16 protein-coding genes are annotated in these 19745 nt (G+C 68.0%); 11 read left to right on the top strand and 5 right to left on the bottom strand.

Annotation, left to right across the window (positions count from 1 at the left end; all coding sequences use genetic code 11):
- Positions 1-4 precede the first annotated feature (4 nt).
- Together AUCHE_RS11910 and AUCHE_RS11905 are read right to left on the bottom strand one after the other, a co-directional pair.
- Positions 5-1636 (bottom strand): APC family permease, encoded by a 1632-nt coding sequence (locus AUCHE_RS11910; protein WP_006503563.1) that lies wholly within the window; start codon positions 1634-1636, stop codon positions 5-7.
- A 418-nt stretch (positions 1637-2054) separates the two neighbouring features.
- Entirely contained in the window at positions 2055-3329 is a 1275-nt protein-coding gene (locus AUCHE_RS11905; protein ID WP_006503562.1) for a polysaccharide deacetylase family protein, read from the bottom strand.
- 247 nt (positions 3330-3576) lie between these two features.
- On the opposite strand from AUCHE_RS11905, the gene AUCHE_RS11900 reads away from it, so the two are divergent.
- Both AUCHE_RS11900 and AUCHE_RS11895 read left to right on the top strand, forming a co-directional pair.
- Positions 3577-4173 (top strand): hypothetical protein, encoded by a 597-nt coding sequence (locus AUCHE_RS11900; protein WP_162137258.1) that lies wholly within the window; start codon positions 3577-3579, stop codon positions 4171-4173.
- 87 nt (positions 4174-4260) lie between these two features.
- Positions 4261-5427, top strand: a complete 1167-nt coding sequence (locus AUCHE_RS11895; protein ID WP_006503560.1) for a nucleotide sugar dehydrogenase — start codon at positions 4261-4263, stop codon at positions 5425-5427.
- On the opposite strand, the gene AUCHE_RS11890 is transcribed toward AUCHE_RS11895, so the two are convergent.
- Entirely contained in the window at positions 5397-6215 is an 819-nt protein-coding gene (locus AUCHE_RS11890) for a helix-turn-helix transcriptional regulator (RefSeq protein WP_162137257.1), read from the bottom strand. The two genes, AUCHE_RS11895 and AUCHE_RS11890, sit on opposite strands and share 31 nt — an antisense overlap.
- 37 nt (positions 6216-6252) lie before the next feature.
- On the opposite strand from AUCHE_RS11890, the gene AUCHE_RS11885 reads away from it, so the two are divergent.
- The 3 genes from AUCHE_RS11885 to AUCHE_RS11875 are packed head-to-tail and all read left to right on the top strand — an operon-like array spanning position 6253 to position 10452.
- Positions 6253-6546, top strand: coding sequence for a DUF2249 domain-containing protein (locus AUCHE_RS11885; RefSeq protein WP_006503558.1), 294 nt, complete (start codon positions 6253-6255; stop codon positions 6544-6546).
- Positions 6547-6571: 25 nt separating this feature from the next.
- A complete protein-coding gene (locus AUCHE_RS11880; RefSeq protein WP_006503557.1) occupies positions 6572-7732 on the top strand; it encodes a hypothetical protein in 1161 nt (386 codons plus the stop codon).
- Positions 7729-10452: a multicopper oxidase domain-containing protein gene (locus tag AUCHE_RS11875; RefSeq protein ID WP_006503556.1), complete on the top strand. Its 2724-nt coding sequence runs from the start codon at positions 7729-7731 to the stop codon at positions 10450-10452. The genes AUCHE_RS11880 and AUCHE_RS11875 overlap by 4 nt, the downstream gene beginning before the upstream one ends.
- Before the next feature lie 107 nt (positions 10453-10559).
- Here the strand turns inward: AUCHE_RS11875 and AUCHE_RS11870 are convergent, their stop codons facing one another.
- On the bottom strand, positions 10560-12533 hold the full coding sequence (locus tag AUCHE_RS11870; protein ID WP_006503555.1) for a S9 family peptidase: 1974 nt from the start codon (positions 12531-12533) through the stop codon (positions 10560-10562).
- A 169-nt stretch (positions 12534-12702) separates the two neighbouring features.
- On the opposite strand from AUCHE_RS11870, the gene AUCHE_RS11865 reads away from it, so the two are divergent.
- From AUCHE_RS11865 to rpiB, 4 genes are all read left to right on the top strand, one after another.
- Positions 12703-14178, top strand: a complete 1476-nt coding sequence (locus AUCHE_RS11865; protein ID WP_006503554.1) for a protein adenylyltransferase SelO — start codon at positions 12703-12705, stop codon at positions 14176-14178.
- Positions 14179-14273: 95 nt separating this feature from the next.
- Positions 14274-14633 carry an ArsC/Spx/MgsR family protein gene (locus tag AUCHE_RS11860; RefSeq protein ID WP_006503553.1) on the top strand — a complete coding sequence of 120 codons (360 nt, stop codon included), beginning with the start codon at positions 14274-14276 and terminating at the stop codon, positions 14631-14633.
- A gap of 166 nt (positions 14634-14799) precedes the next feature.
- Positions 14800-16200 (top strand): class II fumarate hydratase, encoded by a 1401-nt coding sequence (gene fumC / locus AUCHE_RS11855; protein ID WP_006503552.1) that lies wholly within the window; start codon positions 14800-14802, stop codon positions 16198-16200.
- A 140-nt stretch (positions 16201-16340) separates the two neighbouring features.
- Entirely contained in the window at positions 16341-16772 is a 432-nt protein-coding gene (rpiB, locus tag AUCHE_RS11850) for a ribose 5-phosphate isomerase B (protein ID WP_006503551.1), read from the top strand.
- Positions 16773-16873: 101 nt separating this feature from the next.
- Here the strand turns inward: rpiB and AUCHE_RS11845 are convergent, their stop codons facing one another.
- A complete protein-coding gene (locus AUCHE_RS11845) occupies positions 16874-17245 on the bottom strand; it encodes an ArsR/SmtB family transcription factor (RefSeq protein ID WP_006503550.1) in 372 nt (123 codons plus the stop codon).
- Between the two features lie 100 nt (positions 17246-17345).
- Here AUCHE_RS11845 and arsD point away from each other — a divergent pair, with 100 nt between their 5' ends.
- On the top strand, positions 17346-17786 hold the full coding sequence (arsD, locus tag AUCHE_RS11840; protein ID WP_006503549.1) for an arsenite efflux transporter metallochaperone ArsD: 441 nt from the start codon (positions 17346-17348) through the stop codon (positions 17784-17786).
- A gap of 21 nt (positions 17787-17807) precedes the next feature.
- On the top strand, positions 17808-19610 hold the full coding sequence (arsA, locus tag AUCHE_RS11835; RefSeq protein WP_006503548.1) for an arsenical pump-driving ATPase: 1803 nt from the start codon (positions 17808-17810) through the stop codon (positions 19608-19610).
- Positions 19611-19745: the final 135 nt, after the last annotated feature.

Genomic DNA, 19745 nt, shown 5'->3' with positions numbered 1-19745 from the left:
AGGGTCAGCCGGCCGGAGGCCGGTACCGTCCCAGGTCGGACGAGTCCGTCGGTCGGCGGCGTGTGGGATAGCCCGCCGGGGTCTGTTCGGCGTACCCAGGTGTGTTCTCCGTCGAGGCATAGCCGGTCGCCGTCGCGGCATAATCCGGTTCGGTCGTCGGGAAGTCCCCGGCGATCAGCTGTTGGCTACCGGTCTCCTCCTCCAGCGGCAGGAAGGCATCGGTGTTCGGAGGCATACCCGCGTCCTCCTGACGCGGACCCCGCACCAGGGCCAGGGCCCCGCCGACGACCAGCCAGCCGGCGCCGACCATCAGGGCGAGGCTGCTGGTGTGGGCGAGGACGACCAGCAGGATCAGCGCGCCGATTCCCGGCACCGCCCCGTGCCGGAGCGGGCAGGCCTTCTCGTCCTTGCGTTTCGTCCAGAAGTATCCGATCACCGACAGGTGCACCAGCACGAAGGCCGCCAGTGCGCCTACGGCCACGATCGATACGAGGGCTTCGAGTCCGTTCGCCTGCATGGACGCCCAGAAGGCGATGCCCAGGTTGATCACGGCGACCGATGCGGTGGCGCTGACCGGGACCCCGGCTCGGGGGGAGACCATCGTGAAGAATTTGGGCAGGGCCTGTTCACGTCCCATGTCGAGCAGGATCCGTGAGGCCGCGGCTTGTCCCACCATCGCGGAGAAGGCCGCGCTGGCCCCTGTCGTCAGGGCCAGGAGGGTCTTCAGCCAGGGCGCGATCTGGGTGCCGACCATCTCGTAGAAGGCGACGCCGTGCCGGTCCGGTGCCGTGGTGGCGCTGGCCGCTGCCGGCGGGGAGAGCAGCGATCCCACGTAGGTCTGCACGAAGAAGAGGATCCCGGCGAGGATCAGGCAGGTCACGGTGGCTCGGGCCACTGCTTTACGTCCGCCGATGGATTCTTCGACGAAGGTGGTCAGGGCGTCGAAGCCCAGGAAGCTGAGTGCGGCGACGGAGACCGCGCCGATCACGGCGGTGGCCGGGGCGGAGCCGACGCCGGTCAACGGGCTGGTCCAGGGGCGTTGCGGGCCGCTGGTGATCAGGACCAGGAGGCTCCCGAAGAGCACGAAGGCCAGGACGACGGTGGAGATGACCACCATGACCAGTGCGGCTTGTGCGGCGACGCGGACTCCGATGAGGTTCAGCGAGGTGGTGACGGCCACGACCACGACGATCCAGGCCCAGATCGGTATCGACGGGATGATCGAGTTCAGGGCGAATCCGGAGAAGAGGTAGGCGACTGCCGGGATCAGCAGGTAGTCGAGCATGATCATCCAGCCGGCCAGGAATCCGCTTCGTGGGCCGATTCCGGCGTTCGCGTAGGCGAAGACCGATCCGGCGCGGGGGACCTGGCGGGACATCATGACGTAGGACGCCGCGGTGAAGGACATCGCGATGGTGGCGATCAGGTAGGCGACAGGTGCCATCCCGCCCGACTTGGAGTCGAGCACGCCGAAGGCACCGATCGCCGCCGATGGGCCGATGAAGGCGAGCCCGTATCCGATGAGCTGTGGAAAGGTGAGCCTGCGTCGCAGGGTAGGCGTGATCTGCCGATGCCTTCCGCCACCGGCTGTCATATCGGATCGGCCCCCTCGCTGGGGCCTCAGTGTCTGGGCCATGGTGCGCCTCCTCGAGCGCGTGGTCGCCCTCTCCCGACCACGCGAACTCCGTTAATTGGTGCCGACTGTAACGACCTTGGACGAGTAAAGGCGATGAATTGAGGGCTTTGTTTGGACGGTCGACCAGACAGCATGCGACCGTCTCGGCAGTATCGGGACCGATGAGGTGACAGCTGGGCAGGTCACAGGACCTCAGACGTCTGATGTGTCCCTCCCAGCAGGCATGATCCGGGAAAATTTTATTTTTTGATAACACCGCTTGCTGTCCAATCGATGAGATGGACTGGGCCCTCGAGAAGCAGTGCGGCGCACCGGAGAACACATGGGACAACCCAGGAAGGATATTTCCCGACGCTCTCTTTCCTACTGAAAAAACAGCCGCTTCCGGACCCTCCTCGACGAAAATTCGCCGCCCTGATCAGCGAATCCCGTTCTGCCCCTTCAATGCACCCCATCCGCCCTCTGGCGCCCGCCCGACAGGTAGAGCTTGTAACGCCGACAACACCCCGGGATCCTGAACTTCCATCCAATCGACGAGCTGACGGAAGGACACGAAACGCACCTCAGGATGACGAGCCATCTCCCGCATCGCCGTCTCCACCGCATCCATGTAGATGCCGCCGTTCCACTGCTCGAAGTGGTTACCGATGATCAACGGAGCCCGGTGCCCCCGATAGGCCCGGTCGAAACCCGCCAACAAGGCCTCGATGACGATCTTCTTCCACTCCTGGCGCTCGGCAGCACTTCCCGCATTCACATTGTCCTTGGCGAACTGGTACATGAAGTTGTAATCCATGGCGATGACCTCGCGCCCGCCCTTGAAGGGCACCCCGCCCATCGAGATGTCCCACAACCCGTAGCGGTCGCGCGTCGGCCACTTCTGAGAACGGGTACCGCTGGAGTCGTACCGCCAGCCACGTCTCTTCGCGACCGGCAACAGCTTCTCCCGACCCTCCAGGCAAGGGGTACGCCCGCCGATCAGCTCGGTGCGATAGTCGAAGGGCAAGGACGGGAGATCCCGGTAGCCGGTGATGGTCCGCCAGTTCTGCACCAGACGGTAGGCCTCGTCGATCTCCTGTTCCCAGTCCGCCTCGGAGAAGGCCGCCACCCCTTTGGGCCCGCAGAAATGGCCGTTGAAATGGGTGCCGATCTCATGCCCCTCCTTCCAGGCCTCCCCGATCCCGATGATCGTGCGACGCACACTCCGCTCGGTGAGGAAGGAGATGTCCGAGGCACCTGGCCGGCGACGCGGCGGCGCATACTCCTTGGCCTTGGCCTCCGGGATCACGTAGATCCCCGTCAGGAAAAGAGTCATCGCCCCGCCGACCTCCTGGGAGACCTTGCGGAAGCGGGTCAGCAGCCCCGAAGGCAGTTCGGCCGCACCGTCCCAGGAGATCACCACGAACTGGGGCGGCGGCTGTCCCGGCGCCCACCTCTCCGCCTTCGGCTGATGCGGCTGCGGACCGGTCTGCGAGGTCGACCCGTCGCCGATCGGTTTCACCGAGCCGGTCGAGCCGTCCGACGAGCCACCGCCCGACGGCGCACCCGACCCCCCGGGCGAGGAACCAGGTGAGGGCTCGGACGACCCGGCGCATCCGGAGATCGCCGACGCCGCGGCGATCGCCGCGCCCAGCCCTCCCCATTGCAGCACCGTCCGGCGAGAGGCGGAGAACGGTGCCGACGAAGAACTCATGTCCTGTTCCCTCCACCGCTCTCAGGAAAGACACCGGTGCGGAATACGGCGGGCACGCAGCGATTTATCGGCGCCCCTCAAAGGGAAGGGTAACAGCGGATCCGTGTTTTCCCTGGACGGCAGTCCTACCGACGGAAGATGAACAACACTCGACGCCAGGGGAAATCACTTCAGGAATTCAACCCGCCGACCGATAGGAGGATCAGGGTGGTCTCCACCCCGGAATTCTTCTGAAAACTTCTGAAACTTGCCACCCAGGATGCTCGACGAGGAGAAGACCTGCATGGACGCCAGCCGACCCATCCTTTTCGGACGTGCCAGACAACATCCCACCGTCACCCCGGTGAATGCCTCCACCGGCACTGGTGTACATCTCGACCACGGCAACCGTCGAGGACGTTCCGGCTTCGCCGAGCATCCCGGACAACGCGACGACACCCCCTTCGGCAGGTTCGCCGGCCGCATCCAGGCCTTCACCCTGCACCTGACGGACGACGACCGGGCCGCCCTGGGAGCCCTCTATCTCGTGGCCGAGAACAGATACGGCAGCGACAGCAGTCAGATGAGGAAAGTCGACGACCTGGCCCGAAAACTGTCCCGTCAACGTCAGGCGGAACTCCCCCCGGCCCCGGAGGAGGACGCCGAGGAACCCGCCCCGGTCGGGACCGGGCCGACGACCCCCGAACCGGACTCGGAGATCACCCACCCGCCGGCCATCCCGGCGATGGCCGCTGCCGCAGGTATCACCACCTGGCAACTCCTCATGCAGGACGACACCTCCCGGGAGAGCGCGCGTCTCTTGGAGAAGCAACTGGGCATCCGGCTCGTCGACCGTCAGGCCTGATGACACCCCGCTGACGGCCCGGTGTCGGACGCGACACCGGGCCGTCGGTGCGGACCCCTGCCGCATCGTCGGAATATGCTGAAAAACATGAAGATCGCCGTGGCAGGGTTGGGCTATGTCGGCCTGGCCAATGCCGTCATCCTGGCCCAGCACCACGATGTCGTCGCCGTCGACATCGATCCGGGACGGGTCGACCAGGTACGACGTCGGCTCGCGCCCATCGCCGACCCCGAGCTGGAGGAATATCTGGCCGGGCGTGACCTGCGCCTGGACGCCACCACCGATCCCGCCGAGGGTTATGCCGAGGCGACCTTCGTGATCGTGGCCACCCCCACCAATTACGACGAGCAGCTCAACTTCTTCGACACCAGCAGCGTCGACGCCGTGATCGCCCAGGTCACCGCGATCAACCCCCAGGCCACCGTCGTCATCAAGTCGACCGTGCCCGTCGGGTACACCGAACGGGCCCGCGCCGCCCACCCCGGGCAGAAGATCCTCTTCTCACCGGAGTTCCTCCGCGAGGGCAAGGCCCTCTACGACAACCTGCACCCCAGTCGGATCGTGATCGGGGGGAGCGGCCCCGAGGCCGAACAGCTCGCAGGTCTGTTCCGCGCAGGCTCCCTCGACCCGGACACCCCGGTCCTGTTCACCGGACCCACCGAGGCCGAGGCGATCAAACTCTTCGCCAACACCTACCTGGCGATGCGGGTCTCCTATTTCAACGAACTCGACACCTACGCGGCGACCCACGGGCTGGACCCCCGCCAGATCATCGACGGTGTCGGTCTCGACCCGCGGATCGGCGGCCATTACAACAACCCCAGTTTCGGCTACGGCGGATACTGCCTGCCCAAGGACGCCAAACAACTCCTGGCCAACTACGACCGGGTTCCGCAGACCCTCATCCGGGCGATCGTCGACTCGAACACCACCCGCAAGGACTTCATCGCCTTCGACATCCTGGCCCGGCAGCCGAAAGTGGTCGGGGTGTATCGACTCACCATGAAGTCCGGGTCGGACAACTACCGTTCGTCCTCGGTGCAGGGGATCATGAAGCGGATCAAGGCCAAGGGCGTGCCGGTCATCGTGTACGAGCCGACCTTCGACGGCGACCACTTCTTCCACTCCCAGGTGGTCCGTGACCTGGCGGAGTTCAAGGAACGCGCCGACGTCATCATCGCCAACCGGCACAGCGACGAGCTGGCCGACGTGGCCGACAAGGTCTACACCCGGGATCTCTTCGGCTCCGACTGAGCCGGACGCCGGTCCTGGCCCGATGGCGTGCCCGCGCCCGGTCGGTCCGGCCCCGGACAGCTCTCCGGGGCGTCCGTACCGGGCAGTCGTAACAGGCAGGCTCCCGGTTCGGCGAAGGGCTGCAGGTCACCGCCTTCTCCCGGCCCGCCGTAGGCCGCCGAGGCCCCCCGGACGAGCCCGAGGTGCACCTGGCAGAGCACCTCGGGGTACTCCTGCGCGGTGGTCAGCAGGGGGCAGGTGTGCAGTTCGATCTCGGACGGGCCGCGCCGCCGCGGGGAGAAGCCGAGGTCGTCGAGCAGGTCGATCAGTCGGCTCTCGACGTCGCCCCGGGAGCGCGGTGCCTGCCGGGCGAGGGTGGAACCCCAGTGGCGACCGATGAGGTCGGCCTCGCGTTCTGGGAGTTCCGCTTTGGTGGACACGTAGTGGGCGAAGGATCCGGCCATGGCGAGATAGGCGGCGCTGACCGGGGCCTGTGCCCCGGCGAGCGCGGCGTCTCCCTGGGTGGTGAGGGTGTACCCCAGGGAGGGGCGGCCTCGGCGGCCGGTGTCCAGGGGGCTCGCGGCGACGAGTCCTTCCTCGACGAGGGTGTCGAGGTGGCGTCGGACGCCGTTGGTGTGGAGTCCGAGGATCCGGGCGAGATGGGCTGCGGTGGCGGGCGTGGGGTGCGGGTGGTCGTCCGTGGCCGGTCGTCCCTGGTGCGTGCGGAGTGCGCGGAGCACCCGGAGGCGGGCGTTTCCCAGGGGGGCGTGGGGAGTTGACGCAGGTCCGAGACCGGGCGTACTTTTCACATACAAAGTGTACTAAATAGACTCCAGGACGGAAACCATGAGCGAGCCGACGTCACTCCCCGTCACCGACACCTCCTCCGGATGCGGCTGCGGTCACGACCACGACGTACCCGAACTCGACGCACGCACCATCCCGCACGCCATCCGACACGGCGCGGTCATCGGCGCCCTCGGCCAGGTCCGCCCCGGAGCCGCGATGATCCTCGTCGCCCCGCACAACCCCCTCCCCCTGATCGCCCAGATCCACGACCTCGAAGGCGAGAAGGTCCGCCACTCCTACGTCCAAAGCGGACCCGACGCCTGGAAGATCCTGTTCGAGCGCCTCCGCTGAGCCCGCCGCACACGCCCCGACGCCGATGCCCCACGACACCGTCCGCCACCGGTATCTCCTCCTCGCCACCGGCGGCATCAGCCTGCTCGCCGGGCTCGACGCCGCACTCCTCCGCCTGGGCGTCTGGGCCCCGGTGGGTGGTGAACTCGCCGCCCACCTGCCCGGACGCCACGGCATCCTCATGGTGCTCGGCTTCCTCGGCACCCTGATCGCCCTCGAACGCGCCGTCGCCCTCCGTACACCCTGGGGTTATGCCGCCCCCGCCTGTACCGGAGCAGGCGGCGTCACCCTCGCCCTGGGCGTCCCCGTCCCCTTCGGGGCCGTCTTCCTCGTCGACGGCGCCGTCCTGTTGCTCCTCGTCTACGCCGCCCTCTACCGGCGGCGGAAGGACACCACCGTCGCCGTCGAAGCGCTCGGCGCCCTCGCCGCGCTCGTCGCCGCGCTGCTGTGGATGCGGATCGACGTCCCCCACCTTCTGCCCTGGCTGGCGACCTTCGTCATCGCCACCATCGCAGCGGAACGCGTCGAGCTGGCCCGCATCCACCTGCCCGCCCACAGCGCCGACATCATGCTCTTCCTCGTGCTGGGCCTCGTCGCCACCAGTACCGCCACCCTGCTGATCGGCGACCCCGGCGCGCGCGCCTTCGGCCTGGTCCAACTGGTCGTCGTGGGTTGGCTCGGCCACCACGACATCGCCCGACGGACCGTGCACGGCAACGGTCTACCCCGGTTCAGCGCTGCCGCGATGCTCCTGGGGTACGGGTGGCTCGCCGTCGCCGGAGCCATCTGGCTGGTCGCCGGGCGCCCTGCGGACAACACCACCTACGACATCGCCGTCCACGCCACGTTCATCGGGTTCGCCATGTCGATGGTGTTCGCGCACGCCCCGGTCATCCTGCCCGGCGTCGTACGTCGCCCGTTGCCCTACCATCCCGCGATGTGGTCGCTGCTGGCCGTCCTGCACCTGGGGCTCGCGGTGCGGGTCGTGGGCGCGCTGACCACGAACACTCCGGTGTGGACATCCGGTTCGGTGGTCACGGTGCTGGCCCTGGCGGTCTTCCCGCCGAGCATGATCCTGCTGTCCGTCCTCGGTGGACGGCCCCGCGCCGCCACCGCCGCCGGACGGGCCGCCCGTCCGGAGTCACCGTCCCGCCCGTCCGCATCCCCGGAAAGCACCCGCCGATGACCGCCCTGCACGACCGCCGCCACTGGCCGTTGCGTGACCGTCCCGCCCTGGCCTGGCTGGTCTTCGCCGCCGTCCTGGCCTTCGCCCACCGTTGGGTGCCCGACGCCCGCTGGCTGATGGTGCACGCCGTGACCATCGGCGCACTCAGCCACGCCATCATGGTGTGGAGTGTCCATTTCACGCAGGCACTGTTGAAGACGCCGGACGGCATCGATCCCCGTCGTCGCCAGTCGGCCCGTCTGGTCCTGTTGCTCGTCGGCACCGTCGGAGTGATCGCCGGGCTGCCGCACCAGCTGTGGTGGCTCGTGCTGGCCGGGGCCGTGCTGATCTCCTCGGCGGTGATCTGGCACGGGTACGCCCTGGTCTCCCGGTTGCGTGCCGCCCTACCCGGACGTTTCCGGGTCACCGTCCACTACTATCTGGCCGCGGCGGTCTGCATGCCGGTGGGTGCCGGGCTGGGCGTCTGGCTGGCCCGCGGGGTGACCGAGGAATGGCGGGGTCGGATCCTGCTGGCCCACACCGCGATCATGGTGCTCGGCTGGGTCGGGTTCACCGTCACCGGAACCTTGTTGACCCTCTGGCCGACGATGCTGCGCACCCGGATCGACGCCCGCGCCGAGCGGTGGGCCCGCCAGGCCCTGCCCGCCCTGGTGACCGCACTGGCCGTGATCGCCACCGGCGCGCTGACCGGGCGACGATGGGTGGCTTTCGCCGGTGTCCTCGCCTATCTGCTCGCCTGGTGCTGGACGGGGCGGGCCCTGCTACGCCCGGCCCGCCAGGCACCGCCGCGGCATTTCGCGACCTGGTCGGCCACCGCCGCGATCTGCTGGTTCGTCGGCACGCTCGTGGTCATCGCGGCCACGCTGGCCTCGTCCGCCGAATGGTCGCGGCTGCCCGGCAAGTACACGCTGATCACCCCGGCCTTGGTCGTCGGTTTCGGGGTGCAGCTGTTGACCGGGGCGCTCGCCCACCTGGTGCCGGTCGTCATCGGCGGCGGGGCCCGGGCCGTCCGCGCCGCGCAGGCAGAGTTCGACCGTTTCGCCGCGGCCAGGGTGCTCGTCGTGAACTCCGGTCTGCTGTTGTGTCTGCTTCCGGTGCCCAGTTGGGTGCGGGTCGCCTGTTCGGTGCTCGTGCTGCTCGCACTGTTGTTCTTCCTGCCCGCGGCTTTCCGGGCCTTCCGTTCCGGCCGGCAGGTGAAGGAGGACCCGGGCCCGGCGCTGCGCGCTCCGCTGCCGCCGCTGCCGGGCATCTACTCCCCGGCGCAGGTGGTCGCCGCGGCCTGCGCGATCGTCCTGGCCGTCACCGTCGGGGTCGTCGTCGACCCGACCGCTGCCGGGATCACGGCGTCCGGGCTGACCGGCGGTGCCACCGCGACCGGGCAGACCACTCGGGTCCGGGTCGAGACGAAGGACATGAAGTTCGTCCCAGCCACGGTCGACGTCCCCCGCGGCAACCGGTTGGAGATCGAGCTGGTCAACCTCGACCAGGGGATGACCCACGACCTGGTGCTCGACAACGGCGCCCACAGCCGTCGGCTCGACCCCGGTGACACACAGGTCCTCGACGCCGGGGTGATCGCCAAGGATGCCGAAGGCTGGTGCAGCATCGTCGGCCACCGTCAGATGGGCATGGTGTTCTCCGTCCGGGCGACCGGGTTCGCCCCCGACCAGGTCGCGGCGCGCGCCGGTATCGGTCGCGGCGGGCCGTCGGCGGCGGCGTCCCCGGCGGCGCAGGCTCCCGGCGGGCACGGTCACGGTGGGACGCCGGGCGGTCCGCGTCTGGGGCAGAAGGCTCCGGACGACTTCCGCGCGGTGAATGCCGAGTTGTCCCCGTTGACCGACGAGAAGGTCCGTCGGCACACGTTCACCGTGGAGGAGGTCGAGTTGGAGGTCTCCCCGGGGGTGAAGCAGAAGCGGTGGACCTTCAACGGTGCCGTGCCGGGACCGACCTTGCACGGTCGGCTCGGGGACGTCTTCGAGATCACCTTGGTCAACAAGGGCTCGATGGGCCATTCGATCGACTTCCATGCCGGGGACATCGCTCCGGACCGGCCGATGCGCACCATCGCTCCCGGGGAGAGCCTGCTCTACCGGTTCACCGCGAACCGGGCGGGGATCTGGATGTACCACTGTTCGACGATGCCGATGTCCACTCATATCGCGGCCGGCATGCACGGGGCCGTCGTCATCGAACCGGAGGGTCTGCCGCAGGTCGACCGCAGCTATGTCCTCGTGCAGTCGGAGGTCTTCGTGGACGGTGACGGGAGCACCGCGAAGGAGATCGACGCCGGGGCCGTCGCGGTGGAGAAGCCGTCGGCGGTGGTTTTCAACGGTGTCGCCAACCAGTACGACGCCCGGCCGCTGCCGGCGAAGGTCGGTGACCGGGTTCGGTTCTGGGTGTTGGATGTCGGACCGAACCGGCCGTCCAGTTTCCATGTCGTCGGTGGTCAGTTCGACACCGTCTACTTCGAGGGTGCCTACCAGTTGCGGAACGGTCATGGGCCGGGCACTCCTGGTTTCGCGGCGGCGTCCGCTGCGCCGGGCGGTGACTCGCGGGAGGGTGCGCCGGGTCCTGGTGGTTCACAGGCGTTGGGTCTGCAGGCCGCGCAGGGTGGTTTCGTGGAGATGACTCCCAAGGAGGCGGGGAATTACACCTTCGTCTCACACATCATGGTCGATGCCGAGCGTGGCGCCCACGGCGTGTTGAAGGTCGGTCCGTGACGGTGGCTTTCTCTCCGGCGGGGCGTCGGCGGCCGGTGGTGTGCCGGTGGTGTGCCGGTGCCGACGCCCCACCGTGGGTGATCGTTGCGGCGGGTCCGCGGCCGCGGTCAGGGGACGGCCTGGGTGAGGTTCTCGATCATGACCGGTTCGATGTCCTCCGCGGGGGTGTATCCCCAGACTTGGGCGAGGAAGCTGGTCTCGGCCTCCTGGGCGCGCACCACGTGGGCGGGCTCGCGGAATCCGTGCCCTTCGCCTTCGAATTCGATGAGGGCCACCGGGAGTCCTTTGGCTCGGACGGCGTCGGCCATCAGCCGGGCCTGCGCGGGCGGGACGACTTTGTCCTCGGTGCCCTGCAGGAGCAGCAGGGGGCAGGACAGTCCGTCCAGGTGGTGGATCGGGGAGCGTTCGACGTAGGTGGCTTCGGCCTCGGGCCACGGCCCGACCAGGCGGTAGGTGTACCTGGATTCGAACTTGTGGGTGTCGGCGGCCAGGCTGGCCAGGTCGGAGACGCCGAAGAAGGACACTCCGGCGGTGAACACGTCGTGGAAGGTCAATGCGGACAGGGTGCAGTAGCCGCCGGCCGATCCTCCTCTGATGGCGAGTCGTCGCCCGTCGACCACGGCGGTGTCGGCCAGGTGGCGGGCACCTTCGACGCAGTCGACGACGTCGACGACGCCCCATCGGCCGGTGAGCCGTTCCCGGTAGGCCCGGCCGTATCCGGTCGATCCGCCGTAGTTCACGTCGAGGACGGCGATCCCTCGTGAGGTCAGGTAGGCCTTCGCGACGTCGAGCCCACCGATGGCCGACGAGGTGGGTCCGCCGTGGGAGATGACCATCAGGGGTGGTTTCTCCTCGTCGGGTCCGCGGACCTCGGGGTGGGTGGGCAGGTAGAGGAAGCCGTGGGCGGTCTCCCCGTCGTGTCCGGCCCAGTGCACCGGTCGGGGTCGGGGGGCGTATCCGTCGGGGACGTCCTGTCCGTAGGTCCACAGGGTTTCGGTCCGGCCGGTGTCGGGGTCGAGGGCGATGACTTCGCCGGGACGGTCGGGGTGGACGGCGCGCATGACGACCCGGCCGTCGCCGACGCTGAGGTGGTCGGCGAGGGCGAGGCGGGGCCCGAGGTCGGCGGCGGTGAGCTCGGCGGGGTCGAGGAGGGTCGGTTGGGCGAATCCGTCGATCCAGCGGACGGCGACGAGGCGCCCGTCGGGGAGGGCGGTCATGGCTTTTTCACGCAGGACCCAGGCCTGTAGGCCGTATTCCTCGGCGACGGGGTGGAGGGGGAGGTCGTGGCCGGTGGTGATGTCGATCAGGTAGGGGTTGGTCCAGCCGGTGCGTTCGTCGAGGACGGCGAGGTGGGTGTCGTCGGTCCAGACGGGTTCGGTGGCGGCGGCGTTTTCTTGTCCGGCGACGGGGCGGGCGTCGACGAGGTCACCGTCGTCGTCGATCCGGGCGACCCATACTTGTGCGGCGTCCCAGGGCATGTGTGGGTGGGTCCACTGCACCCAGGCCAGGTGGGTGCCGTCGGGGGAGAGTGTCGGGTCGATGACGAAGTCGGGGGCGGTGGAGCTGTCGTGTCCGGGTCGGCAGGTGAGGGTGGGGACGGTGCCGTGGCCGGGGTTCTGTCCGTCGAGTCGGAGGCGGATCAGGGTGTTGACCGGTTCGCCGTCGCCCCGGTGGTCTTCTCGGACGGCCCAGGCGATCTGCCGGTCGGGGTCGATCTCCATCGCGGCGTAGCGGACGCGGGCTTCCTTGTCCTGGGGTGCGAGGGGGTAGGGGTGGTTGTCGAGTCGCCAGAGCCGCTGGGTGGTGCGCTCCACTGCGAGGACGATGCCGTCGCGGACGGCGTATTCTCCGCCGCCGTATTCGTGGACGCGGGAGATCACGCTGAAGCCGTCGGGGCTGATGTCTTCGGTGGTATTTCCTCGCAGACGGGTGAGGTGGACGATGGATCCGGTGTCGGGACTGGTGCGTAGGACGTAGCAGTCGCCGCCGTCGGTTCGGGGCACCGGCGCGCAGGAAGCCCTGGTCAGGGTTTCAGCAGTGATCGGCGACGGCCATTCACCATGGGGCAGAACCTTTTTCATGCTGTGAGATGTGGATGCCGTCATAGCAGGCATGCTGCCATGTGTGGAGCGTCCGGGCCGGGAGTCACACGGTGTTCACCGAAGCTCTTCCGGGTGGTGATCGGAGCTTCGGGGCGGGAGGAATGGGTCAGACTGGACAGGTCGATGTCCTCCGTCCCCCGGGAAATTCATGACCGCCACCGTGTTGCCTGTGCGTCTCGACCATTCTTTTGCGCGTGATGTGCCGTCGTTGTCGGTGCGCTGGCGGGCCCGTCCGGTGGATCTGTCCGGGGCGCGTCCGCTCGTGGTGAACGATCCGTTGGCGCAGGAGTTGGGCATCGACCCGGAGTGGTTGCGCGGTGAGGCGGGTCTGGCGTTCCTGACCGGCCAGTTGCCGGAGGATGCCCCGACCTATGCCCAGGCCTATGCGGGGCACCAGTTCGGCGGCTATTCGCCGCAGTTGGGGGACGGCCGGGCGTTATTGCTCGGTGAGGTGACCGGTGCGCGCGGGCGCAGGCAGGATCTGCATCTGAAGGGTTCGGGGGCGACGCCTTTCGCCCGGCGTGGTGACGGGCGGGCCGTGGTGGGGCCGATGTTGCGGGAGTACCTGGTCGGGGAGGCCATGCACGCCTTGGGTGTTCCGACGACCCGGGCGCTGGCGGTCGTGTCGACCGGTGATCTGGTGGTCCGGGAGAGCAGGCAGCCGGGGGCGGTGCTCTGCCGGGTGGCGGCCTCCCATCTGCGGGTGGGGACCTTCCAGTACGCGGCGGCCGCGGGTGATGTTGGGGCTTTGCGGGCGTTGGCCGATCATGCGATCGCCCGTCATCATCGGGCTGCGGCCGAGGAGGACGAGCCGTATCTGGCGTTCTATGCGGCGGTCGCCCGGGCGCAGGCCTCGTTGGTGGCGGCGTGGATGGGTGTCGGTTTCATACACGGCGTGTTGAATACGGACAATGTGGCGGTCTCCGGGGAGGGCCTCGACTACGGGCCGTGCGCCTTCATGGACATCTGTGATCCGGCGACGGTGTTCAGTTCGATCGACCGGGGCGGGCGGTATGCCTACGGGAATCAGCCGGGGGTCACCCAGTGGAATCTGGCCCGCTTCGGGGAGGCGCTGCTGCCGCTGATCGACGACCGTCCCGAGGCTGCGGTGGAGTCGGCTTCGGAGGTATTGCAGGCGTTCCCCGGCTTCTACCGGGAGGCTTTCACCGGGGTGATGGCGGCGAAGCTGGGGGTGTCCCCGGAAGCCTTGGCCGGGTCCACGTCCGGAGGTGGCGGGTTCGTCGAGGACACGATCTCCTTGTTGACGACGCACCGGGTGGATTTCACGTCCTTCTTCCGCGCCCTGTGCACGGGCGCCGCGCGGGAGCTCTTCGACGATCCCGGCCCGTACGACCGGTGGGCCGCCCGGCGGGATGTGTTGCGGCCCGGCGGGGTCGACGACGAGCAGATGCGGGTGTCGATGTTGGCGGCGAATCCGGTGTACATCCCCCGCCATCACCGGGTGGAGGAGGCTTTGGCGGCGGCGGTCGAGGGCGACATGGCTCCTTTCGAGCGGTTGGCGGCGGCGGTGTCCTACCCGTTCGAGGAGCGGCCCGATCTGGCTGATCTGGCCGGTCCGGCGCCTGCGGGCGGGCCGCCTCCGGTAACTTTCTGCGGCACCTGAGCCGCGGTGTCGTCTTCATCTGCCGGTGGCAGGGGGTGCGGTGTCCTTTGGTTCCAGCCGGTGCGAGTGTCGGTGGCGGCCGTCAGAATGGCGTCATGACCGAGATGCGCATGTTTCACAACACCCATTGCAGCAAGTCGCGGGCAGCTTTGGAGACCTTGCAGGACAAGGGGGTAGACGCCCAGATCGTCGATTACACGAAGGTCCCGTTGACGCGGGTGCAGTTGATCGACCTGTTGGGCAAGTTGGAGGATCCGCCGTCGGCACTGGTGCGCCGCGACGAGGCGTTCACGAAGGCGGGCTTGACCGATGCCGATGTGCAGACCGTCGATCAGGTGGCCACGGTGTTGGCGGATCATCCTGGGTTGATGGAACGCCCGGTCCTGGTGCGGGGCGACCGGGCCATCATCGGCCGTCCGGCGGAGCGGGTGTCGGCTTTCCTGGCCGAGGAGTGATCTTGCGGCGGGGGCGCTGTCGACCGGTGCCGCTCGTGGGCGGAGACTGGGGGCAGCCGCTTCCGCGGTGAACACGATGCAGTGAGAACGCTGTCGCACGGTCGGCGGAACGGACGCCGCCACGACCCCAGCCCGGCCGCAGAGACGCCCGACCCGAGGAGTTGACGTGAGCACGACACGGATCGAAACGGATTCGATGGGGCAGATCGAGGTCCCCGCAGACCGGCACTGGGGTGCGCAGACTCAACGCAGTCTCGGCAATTTCGACATCGGCCGGGACACCTTCGTGTGGGGGCGGCCGATCATCCGCGCTTTGGGTCTGTTGAAGAAGTCCGCGGCTCAGGCCAATGCGGAGTTGGGCGAGTTGTCGCTCACCGAGGCGCAGGTGGCTGCGGTCGTCCAGGCTGCCGACGAGGTCGTCCGGGGGGAGTTGGACGCGGACTTCCCGCTGGTCGTCTTCCAGACGGGCAGCGGCACCCAGTCGAACATGAACGCCAACGAGGTGATCGCCAACCGGGCGATCGAGATCCTCGGCGGGCAGATGGGCAGCAAGTCCCCGGTGCATCCCAATGACCATGTCAACCGGGGCCAGTCCAGCAATGACACCTTTCCTACGGCGATGTATGTCGCGGTGGCCCTGGAACTGCGGGAACGGTTGTACGCACCGGTGTCGGACCTGCGGGACACCTTGGCGGACAAGGCCGAGGAGTTCGCGGACGTGGTGAAGGTGGGGCGTACCCATTTGCAGGACGCCACTCCGGTCACGCTCGGGCAGGAGATCGGCGGCTGGGTGCGTCAGTTGGACTTCGCCTTGGAGCAGGTGTGCCATGCCGAGACCGGGGTGCATGCCTTGGCGATCGGGGGTACTGCCGTGGGCACGGGGTTGAACGCTCATCCCGGGTTCGGCGCGTTGACTGCGGAGAAGTTGTCCGAGCACACCGGGGTTCCGTTCGTCCGCTCGGAGAATTCTTTCGCGTCCTTGGCCGCTCATGACGAGTTGGTGGCGGTGTCGGCGTCGCTGCGCACGTTGGCGATGGCGTTGATGAAGATCGCGAACGATGTGCGTTGGTTGGCTTCCGGGCCGCGTAACAGCATCGGTGAGATCACCATCCCGGAGAACGAGCCGGGGTCGAGCATCATGCCGGGGAAGGTCAATCCGACCCAGTGCGAGGCGTTGACGATGGTCGCCACCCGCGTGTTCGGCAATGACGCGACGGTGGGTTTCGCCGGCAGCCAGGGCAATTTCGAGTTGAATGTGTACAAGCCGGTGATGGCGCACGCCGTGTTGGAGTCGATCCGTCTGTTGGCGGACGCCTGTGCTTCGTTCCGTGAGCATTGTGCTGTCGGGATCGCGCCGCACCGGGAGCGGATCGCCGAGAACTTGTCGTCGAACCTGATGTTGGTGACGGCGTTGAACCGGCACATCGGTTACGACAAGGCGGCGGCCATCGCGAAGAAGGCCCACAAGGAGGGGACGTCTCTGCGGGAGGCTGCCGTGGCTTCCGGGCATGTCACCGAGGCGGAGTTCGATGCCTGGGTGGTGCCGATGGAGATGACGCACAGCTGATGTTTTCCGGTGTCCCCGCTGGGGTGTCGTCCCGGCGGGGCGCCGGTTGCGGCTCTTCGGAGCTCGAGGTTGAGCCGGTACGTCGGGTGAGTGTGGCGTGGGGAGCGGCCGGGGGCCGCGGTGGCTCCTAGGCTTGGGGCATGAAGATCGGTATCGGTAACGACCATGGCGCCTACCAGTTGCGTCTCGCGGTGAAGGCCCATCTCGAGGAGCTCGGCCATGAGGTCGTCGACTTCGGCTCGGATTCTGCCGAGCGGGTCGATTATCCCGACTATGGGCATGCGGTGGGTAAGGCTGTCGTCGCCGGCGAGATCGACCTGGGGATCGTGATGTGCGGCACCGGGATCGGCATCGGCCTGGCGGCGAACAAGGTGTCGGGGGTGCGGTGTGCGATCGTGTCCGAGCCGTATTCGGCGCGGCTGGCCCGTCAGCACAATGACGCGAACATGTTGGCTTTGGGGGGCCGGGTCGTCGCGCCGGAGTACGCCACGATGATCGTCGACGAGTTCCTCACCGCGCAGTTCGAGGGTGGGCGGCATGCGCAGCGGGTGGCGTTGATCGAGCGGTTCTGACCTGTTGGTTCGCCGACCGTTCTCGGCCTGGGCGCTGTGGGTGGCGTCCGGGCCGAGCGCCTCTGGGTGCGGGGCGGGGTGGTGCGGCAGGGGGTCGATGGTCAGGTGGGCCGGCTGTCGTCGGGGGATGTGTTCAGGGATTCGCCGAGGTAGGTGCGGGCGAGGTCGAGTCGTTCGGGGACGACGGCGTAGTGGGCCCATCGTCCGCGTTGTTCGCGGGTGATGATCCCGGCGTCGACGAGTTTCTTGAGGTGGTGGCTGAGGGTGGGTTGGCTGATGCCGAGTTCTCCGGGGAGATGGCAGGCGCAGACGGTGCCGCCTCGGGCGGAGGCCAGGTAGCTGAGCAGTCGCACCCGGCTGGGGTCGGCGAGGGCTTTGAACAGTGCGGCCAGGGTCGAGGCGCGGTCGCCGGGCATGAGCTCGGTGTTGCGGGGTGCGCAGCAGTCGGTCCGCGGGGGTGGCCTGTCGGTCATTTTCCCGACTGTAGAGCAACGTATTGACAATCATCAATCACCACGGCAGGGTTCATATCGATATGTATCGATGAGTTTGGATCGTTCGAGGAGCACGCCCGTGAGCGCCACCGCACATCCCACACCTGCCGGTCCCGTCATCCACGTCTTCGAACCCGCGCTGTGCTGCAACACCGGCGTCTGCGGCCCCGACGTCGACCCGGCTCTGGTGCGCTTCACCGCTGACCTCGACCACCTGCGCTCACTCGGCGTCGACATCACCCGGCACAATCTCGCCCATGATCCCGCAGTCTTCGCTGCAGAGCCGACCGTCGCCGCTTTCCTGCGCACCGCCGGTTCCGCGCATCTCCCCCTGACCCTCGTCGACGGCGTCACCGTCACCACCGACCGTTATCCCTCCAGGGATGAACTCCTCGGCTACGCCGGCCTGGCCACCGACGCTCCCGGCGACGACACCTCCGGCGGACGCACCGATCTGGGGCTCACCGCGGAGGGCACCGGCTGCTGCGGTGGAAAGTCCTCCACCAGCGGTTGCTGCTGAGCACGTCAGGAGCCCCCCGAGATGACCGACAGTCCACTTTTCCTGGACGATCCGCCCCGGTTCGTCTTCTTCACCGGCAAGGGCGGGGTCGGCAAGACGTCCCTGGCCTGTGCCACCGCAGCCCGCCTCGCCGACACCGGACGACGCACTCTGCTGGTCTCCACCGATCCGGCGTCCAATGTCGGTCAAGTCTTCGGCCAGACGATCGGGAATACTCTCACCGCCGTCGGATCGGTTTCCGGTTTGGACGCTGTCGAGATCGACCCCCACGAAGCCGCCGAGGCCTATCGGGAGAAGATCGTCGGACCGGTGCGTGGGCTCCTGCCCCAGGCCGAGATCGATTCGATCACCGAGCAGCTCTCCGGCTCCTGCACCACCGAGGTCGCCTCGTTCAACGAGTTCACCGCCTTCCTCGCCGATGACACCGCTATCGCGGGATATGACCATGTCGTCTTCGACACCGCCCCCACCGGGCATACCATCCGGCTGTTGCAGCTCCCCGGCGAATGGACCTCTTTCCTCGACGCAGGTAAGGGTGACGCCTCGTGTCTGGGCCCGATGGCCGGGCTCGACCGTGCCAGGGGCATCTACGCCGAAGCCGTACGCAGACTCACCGATCCGGCCACTGCGCGACTCGTCCTGGTCACCCGGGCCAATCGCTCCTGTCTCGACGAAGCAGCTCGCAGCGCTGTAGAACTCGCCGACATCGGCATCACCGGGCAGCATCTCGTGGTCAACGCTCTCCTTCCGCAGGAAGCTGTCGGCGACGACCCGCTGGCCCGCGCCGTCCACCAGCGGGAGGTCTCCGCTCTCCAGCGGATGCCGTCGGCATTGGCGCTCCTGCCCCGCACCGACGTCGCGCTCCGTGCACATGACGTGATCGGTGCCGACGCCGTACGAACGCTGTTGGCGCCGGTGCCGGTCGAGACGGATGCTTCTGCCGGGAGCGTGCAGGCCTCTCCTGCACGGCACGAGCTGGGGTCGACGCCGCAGGGCCTGTCGGATCTGGTCGGCGAACTCGCTGCCGATGACCACGGCCTGATCATGTGTGTCGGCAAGGGTGGGGTCGGCAAGACCACCATCGCTGCGGCTCTTGCCGTGGCTCTGGCCGAGCACGGCCACGACGTGCATCTGACGACGACCGACCCGGCGGCTCATCTCGAGGCGGTTCTGTCCGGTGACGAGGTCGGCCGGCTGACTGTGTCCCGGATCGACCCGCAGGAAGCCACCCGCACCTACCGGGAGCAGGTCATGGCGAGCAGAGGCCGTGGTCTGGATGATGCCGGGCGGGCCCGGCTCGCCGAGGATCTCCTTTCCCCGTGTACCGAGGAGGTCGCCGTCTTCGGGCAGTTCTCCCGGTTGGTGGAGCGTTCTCGGCGGCAGTTCGTGGTCATGGACACTGCTCCTACCGGGCACACCTTGCTGTTGATGGATGCCACCGGTTCCTATCACCGGGATATCGTCCGCAGCATGGGCGGGTCCCGGGGTTATACGACGCCGCTCATGCGCTTGCAGGATCCGGGGCTGACCAAGGTGGTCATGGTGACCTTGCCGGAGTCCACGCCGGTGTTGGAGGCCGAGCAGCTCCAGTCCGATCTGGGCCGTGCGGGGATCCGACCGTGGGCGTGGGTGGTGAATGCTTCTTTGGCTGCGGCTCGTCCGGGTTCAGCGCTGTTGGCGGACCGGGGCCGCGCGGAGGACGCTCACCATCGACGGGTGGCCGAGCTGGCTGCCCGTACGGCGGTTGTCCCGCTGTCGGCGGAGGAGCCGCGTGGTGTGGGGGCTCTGCGTCAGCTCGCCGGGGTGACGGCAGTTCGCAGCTGAGCCCTGGCCGGGGCGGTCAGCGGGCAGTATTTCGGCGACGCCGCCACCAGAACACCCCACCAAGCACACCAGCCACCGCCACCACAGCTACGCCAGCCATCTTCAACTGCTCGCGTCTTTTCAAAGACTCCGCCC

The organism is Austwickia chelonae NBRC 105200, assembly GCF_000298175.1.
GTDB classification, from domain to species: domain Bacteria; phylum Actinomycetota; class Actinomycetes; order Actinomycetales; family Dermatophilaceae; genus Austwickia; species Austwickia chelonae.
The sequence above is the reverse complement of the archived record's forward strand: the minus strand, read 5'-3'. Positions and strand labels throughout refer to the sequence as shown.

Coding starts and splice junctions, on each gene's coding strand:
- AUCHE_RS11910 (WP_006503563.1), bottom strand. CDS start 1,636: ATGGCCCAGACACTGAGGCCCCAGCGAGGGGGCCGATCCGATATGACA.
- AUCHE_RS11905 (WP_006503562.1), bottom strand. CDS start 3,329: ATGAGTTCTTCGTCGGCACCGTTCTCCGCCTCTCGCCGGACGGTGCTG.
- AUCHE_RS11895 (WP_006503560.1), top strand. CDS start 4,261: ATGAAGATCGCCGTGGCAGGGTTGGGCTATGTCGGCCTGGCCAATGCC.
- AUCHE_RS11885 (WP_006503558.1), top strand. CDS start 6,253: ATGAGCGAGCCGACGTCACTCCCCGTCACCGACACCTCCTCCGGATGC.
- AUCHE_RS11880 (WP_006503557.1), top strand. CDS start 6,572: ATGCCCCACGACACCGTCCGCCACCGGTATCTCCTCCTCGCCACCGGC.
- AUCHE_RS11875 (WP_006503556.1), top strand. CDS start 7,729: ATGACCGCCCTGCACGACCGCCGCCACTGGCCGTTGCGTGACCGTCCC.
- AUCHE_RS11870 (WP_006503555.1), bottom strand. CDS start 12,533: ATGAAAAAGGTTCTGCCCCATGGTGAATGGCCGTCGCCGATCACTGCT.
- AUCHE_RS11865 (WP_006503554.1), top strand. CDS start 12,703: ATGACCGCCACCGTGTTGCCTGTGCGTCTCGACCATTCTTTTGCGCGT.
- AUCHE_RS11860 (WP_006503553.1), top strand. CDS start 14,274: ATGACCGAGATGCGCATGTTTCACAACACCCATTGCAGCAAGTCGCGG.
- rpiB (WP_006503551.1), top strand. CDS start 16,341: ATGAAGATCGGTATCGGTAACGACCATGGCGCCTACCAGTTGCGTCTC.
- AUCHE_RS11845 (WP_006503550.1), bottom strand. CDS start 17,245: ATGACCGACAGGCCACCCCCGCGGACCGACTGCTGCGCACCCCGCAAC.
- arsA (WP_006503548.1), top strand. CDS start 17,808: ATGACCGACAGTCCACTTTTCCTGGACGATCCGCCCCGGTTCGTCTTC.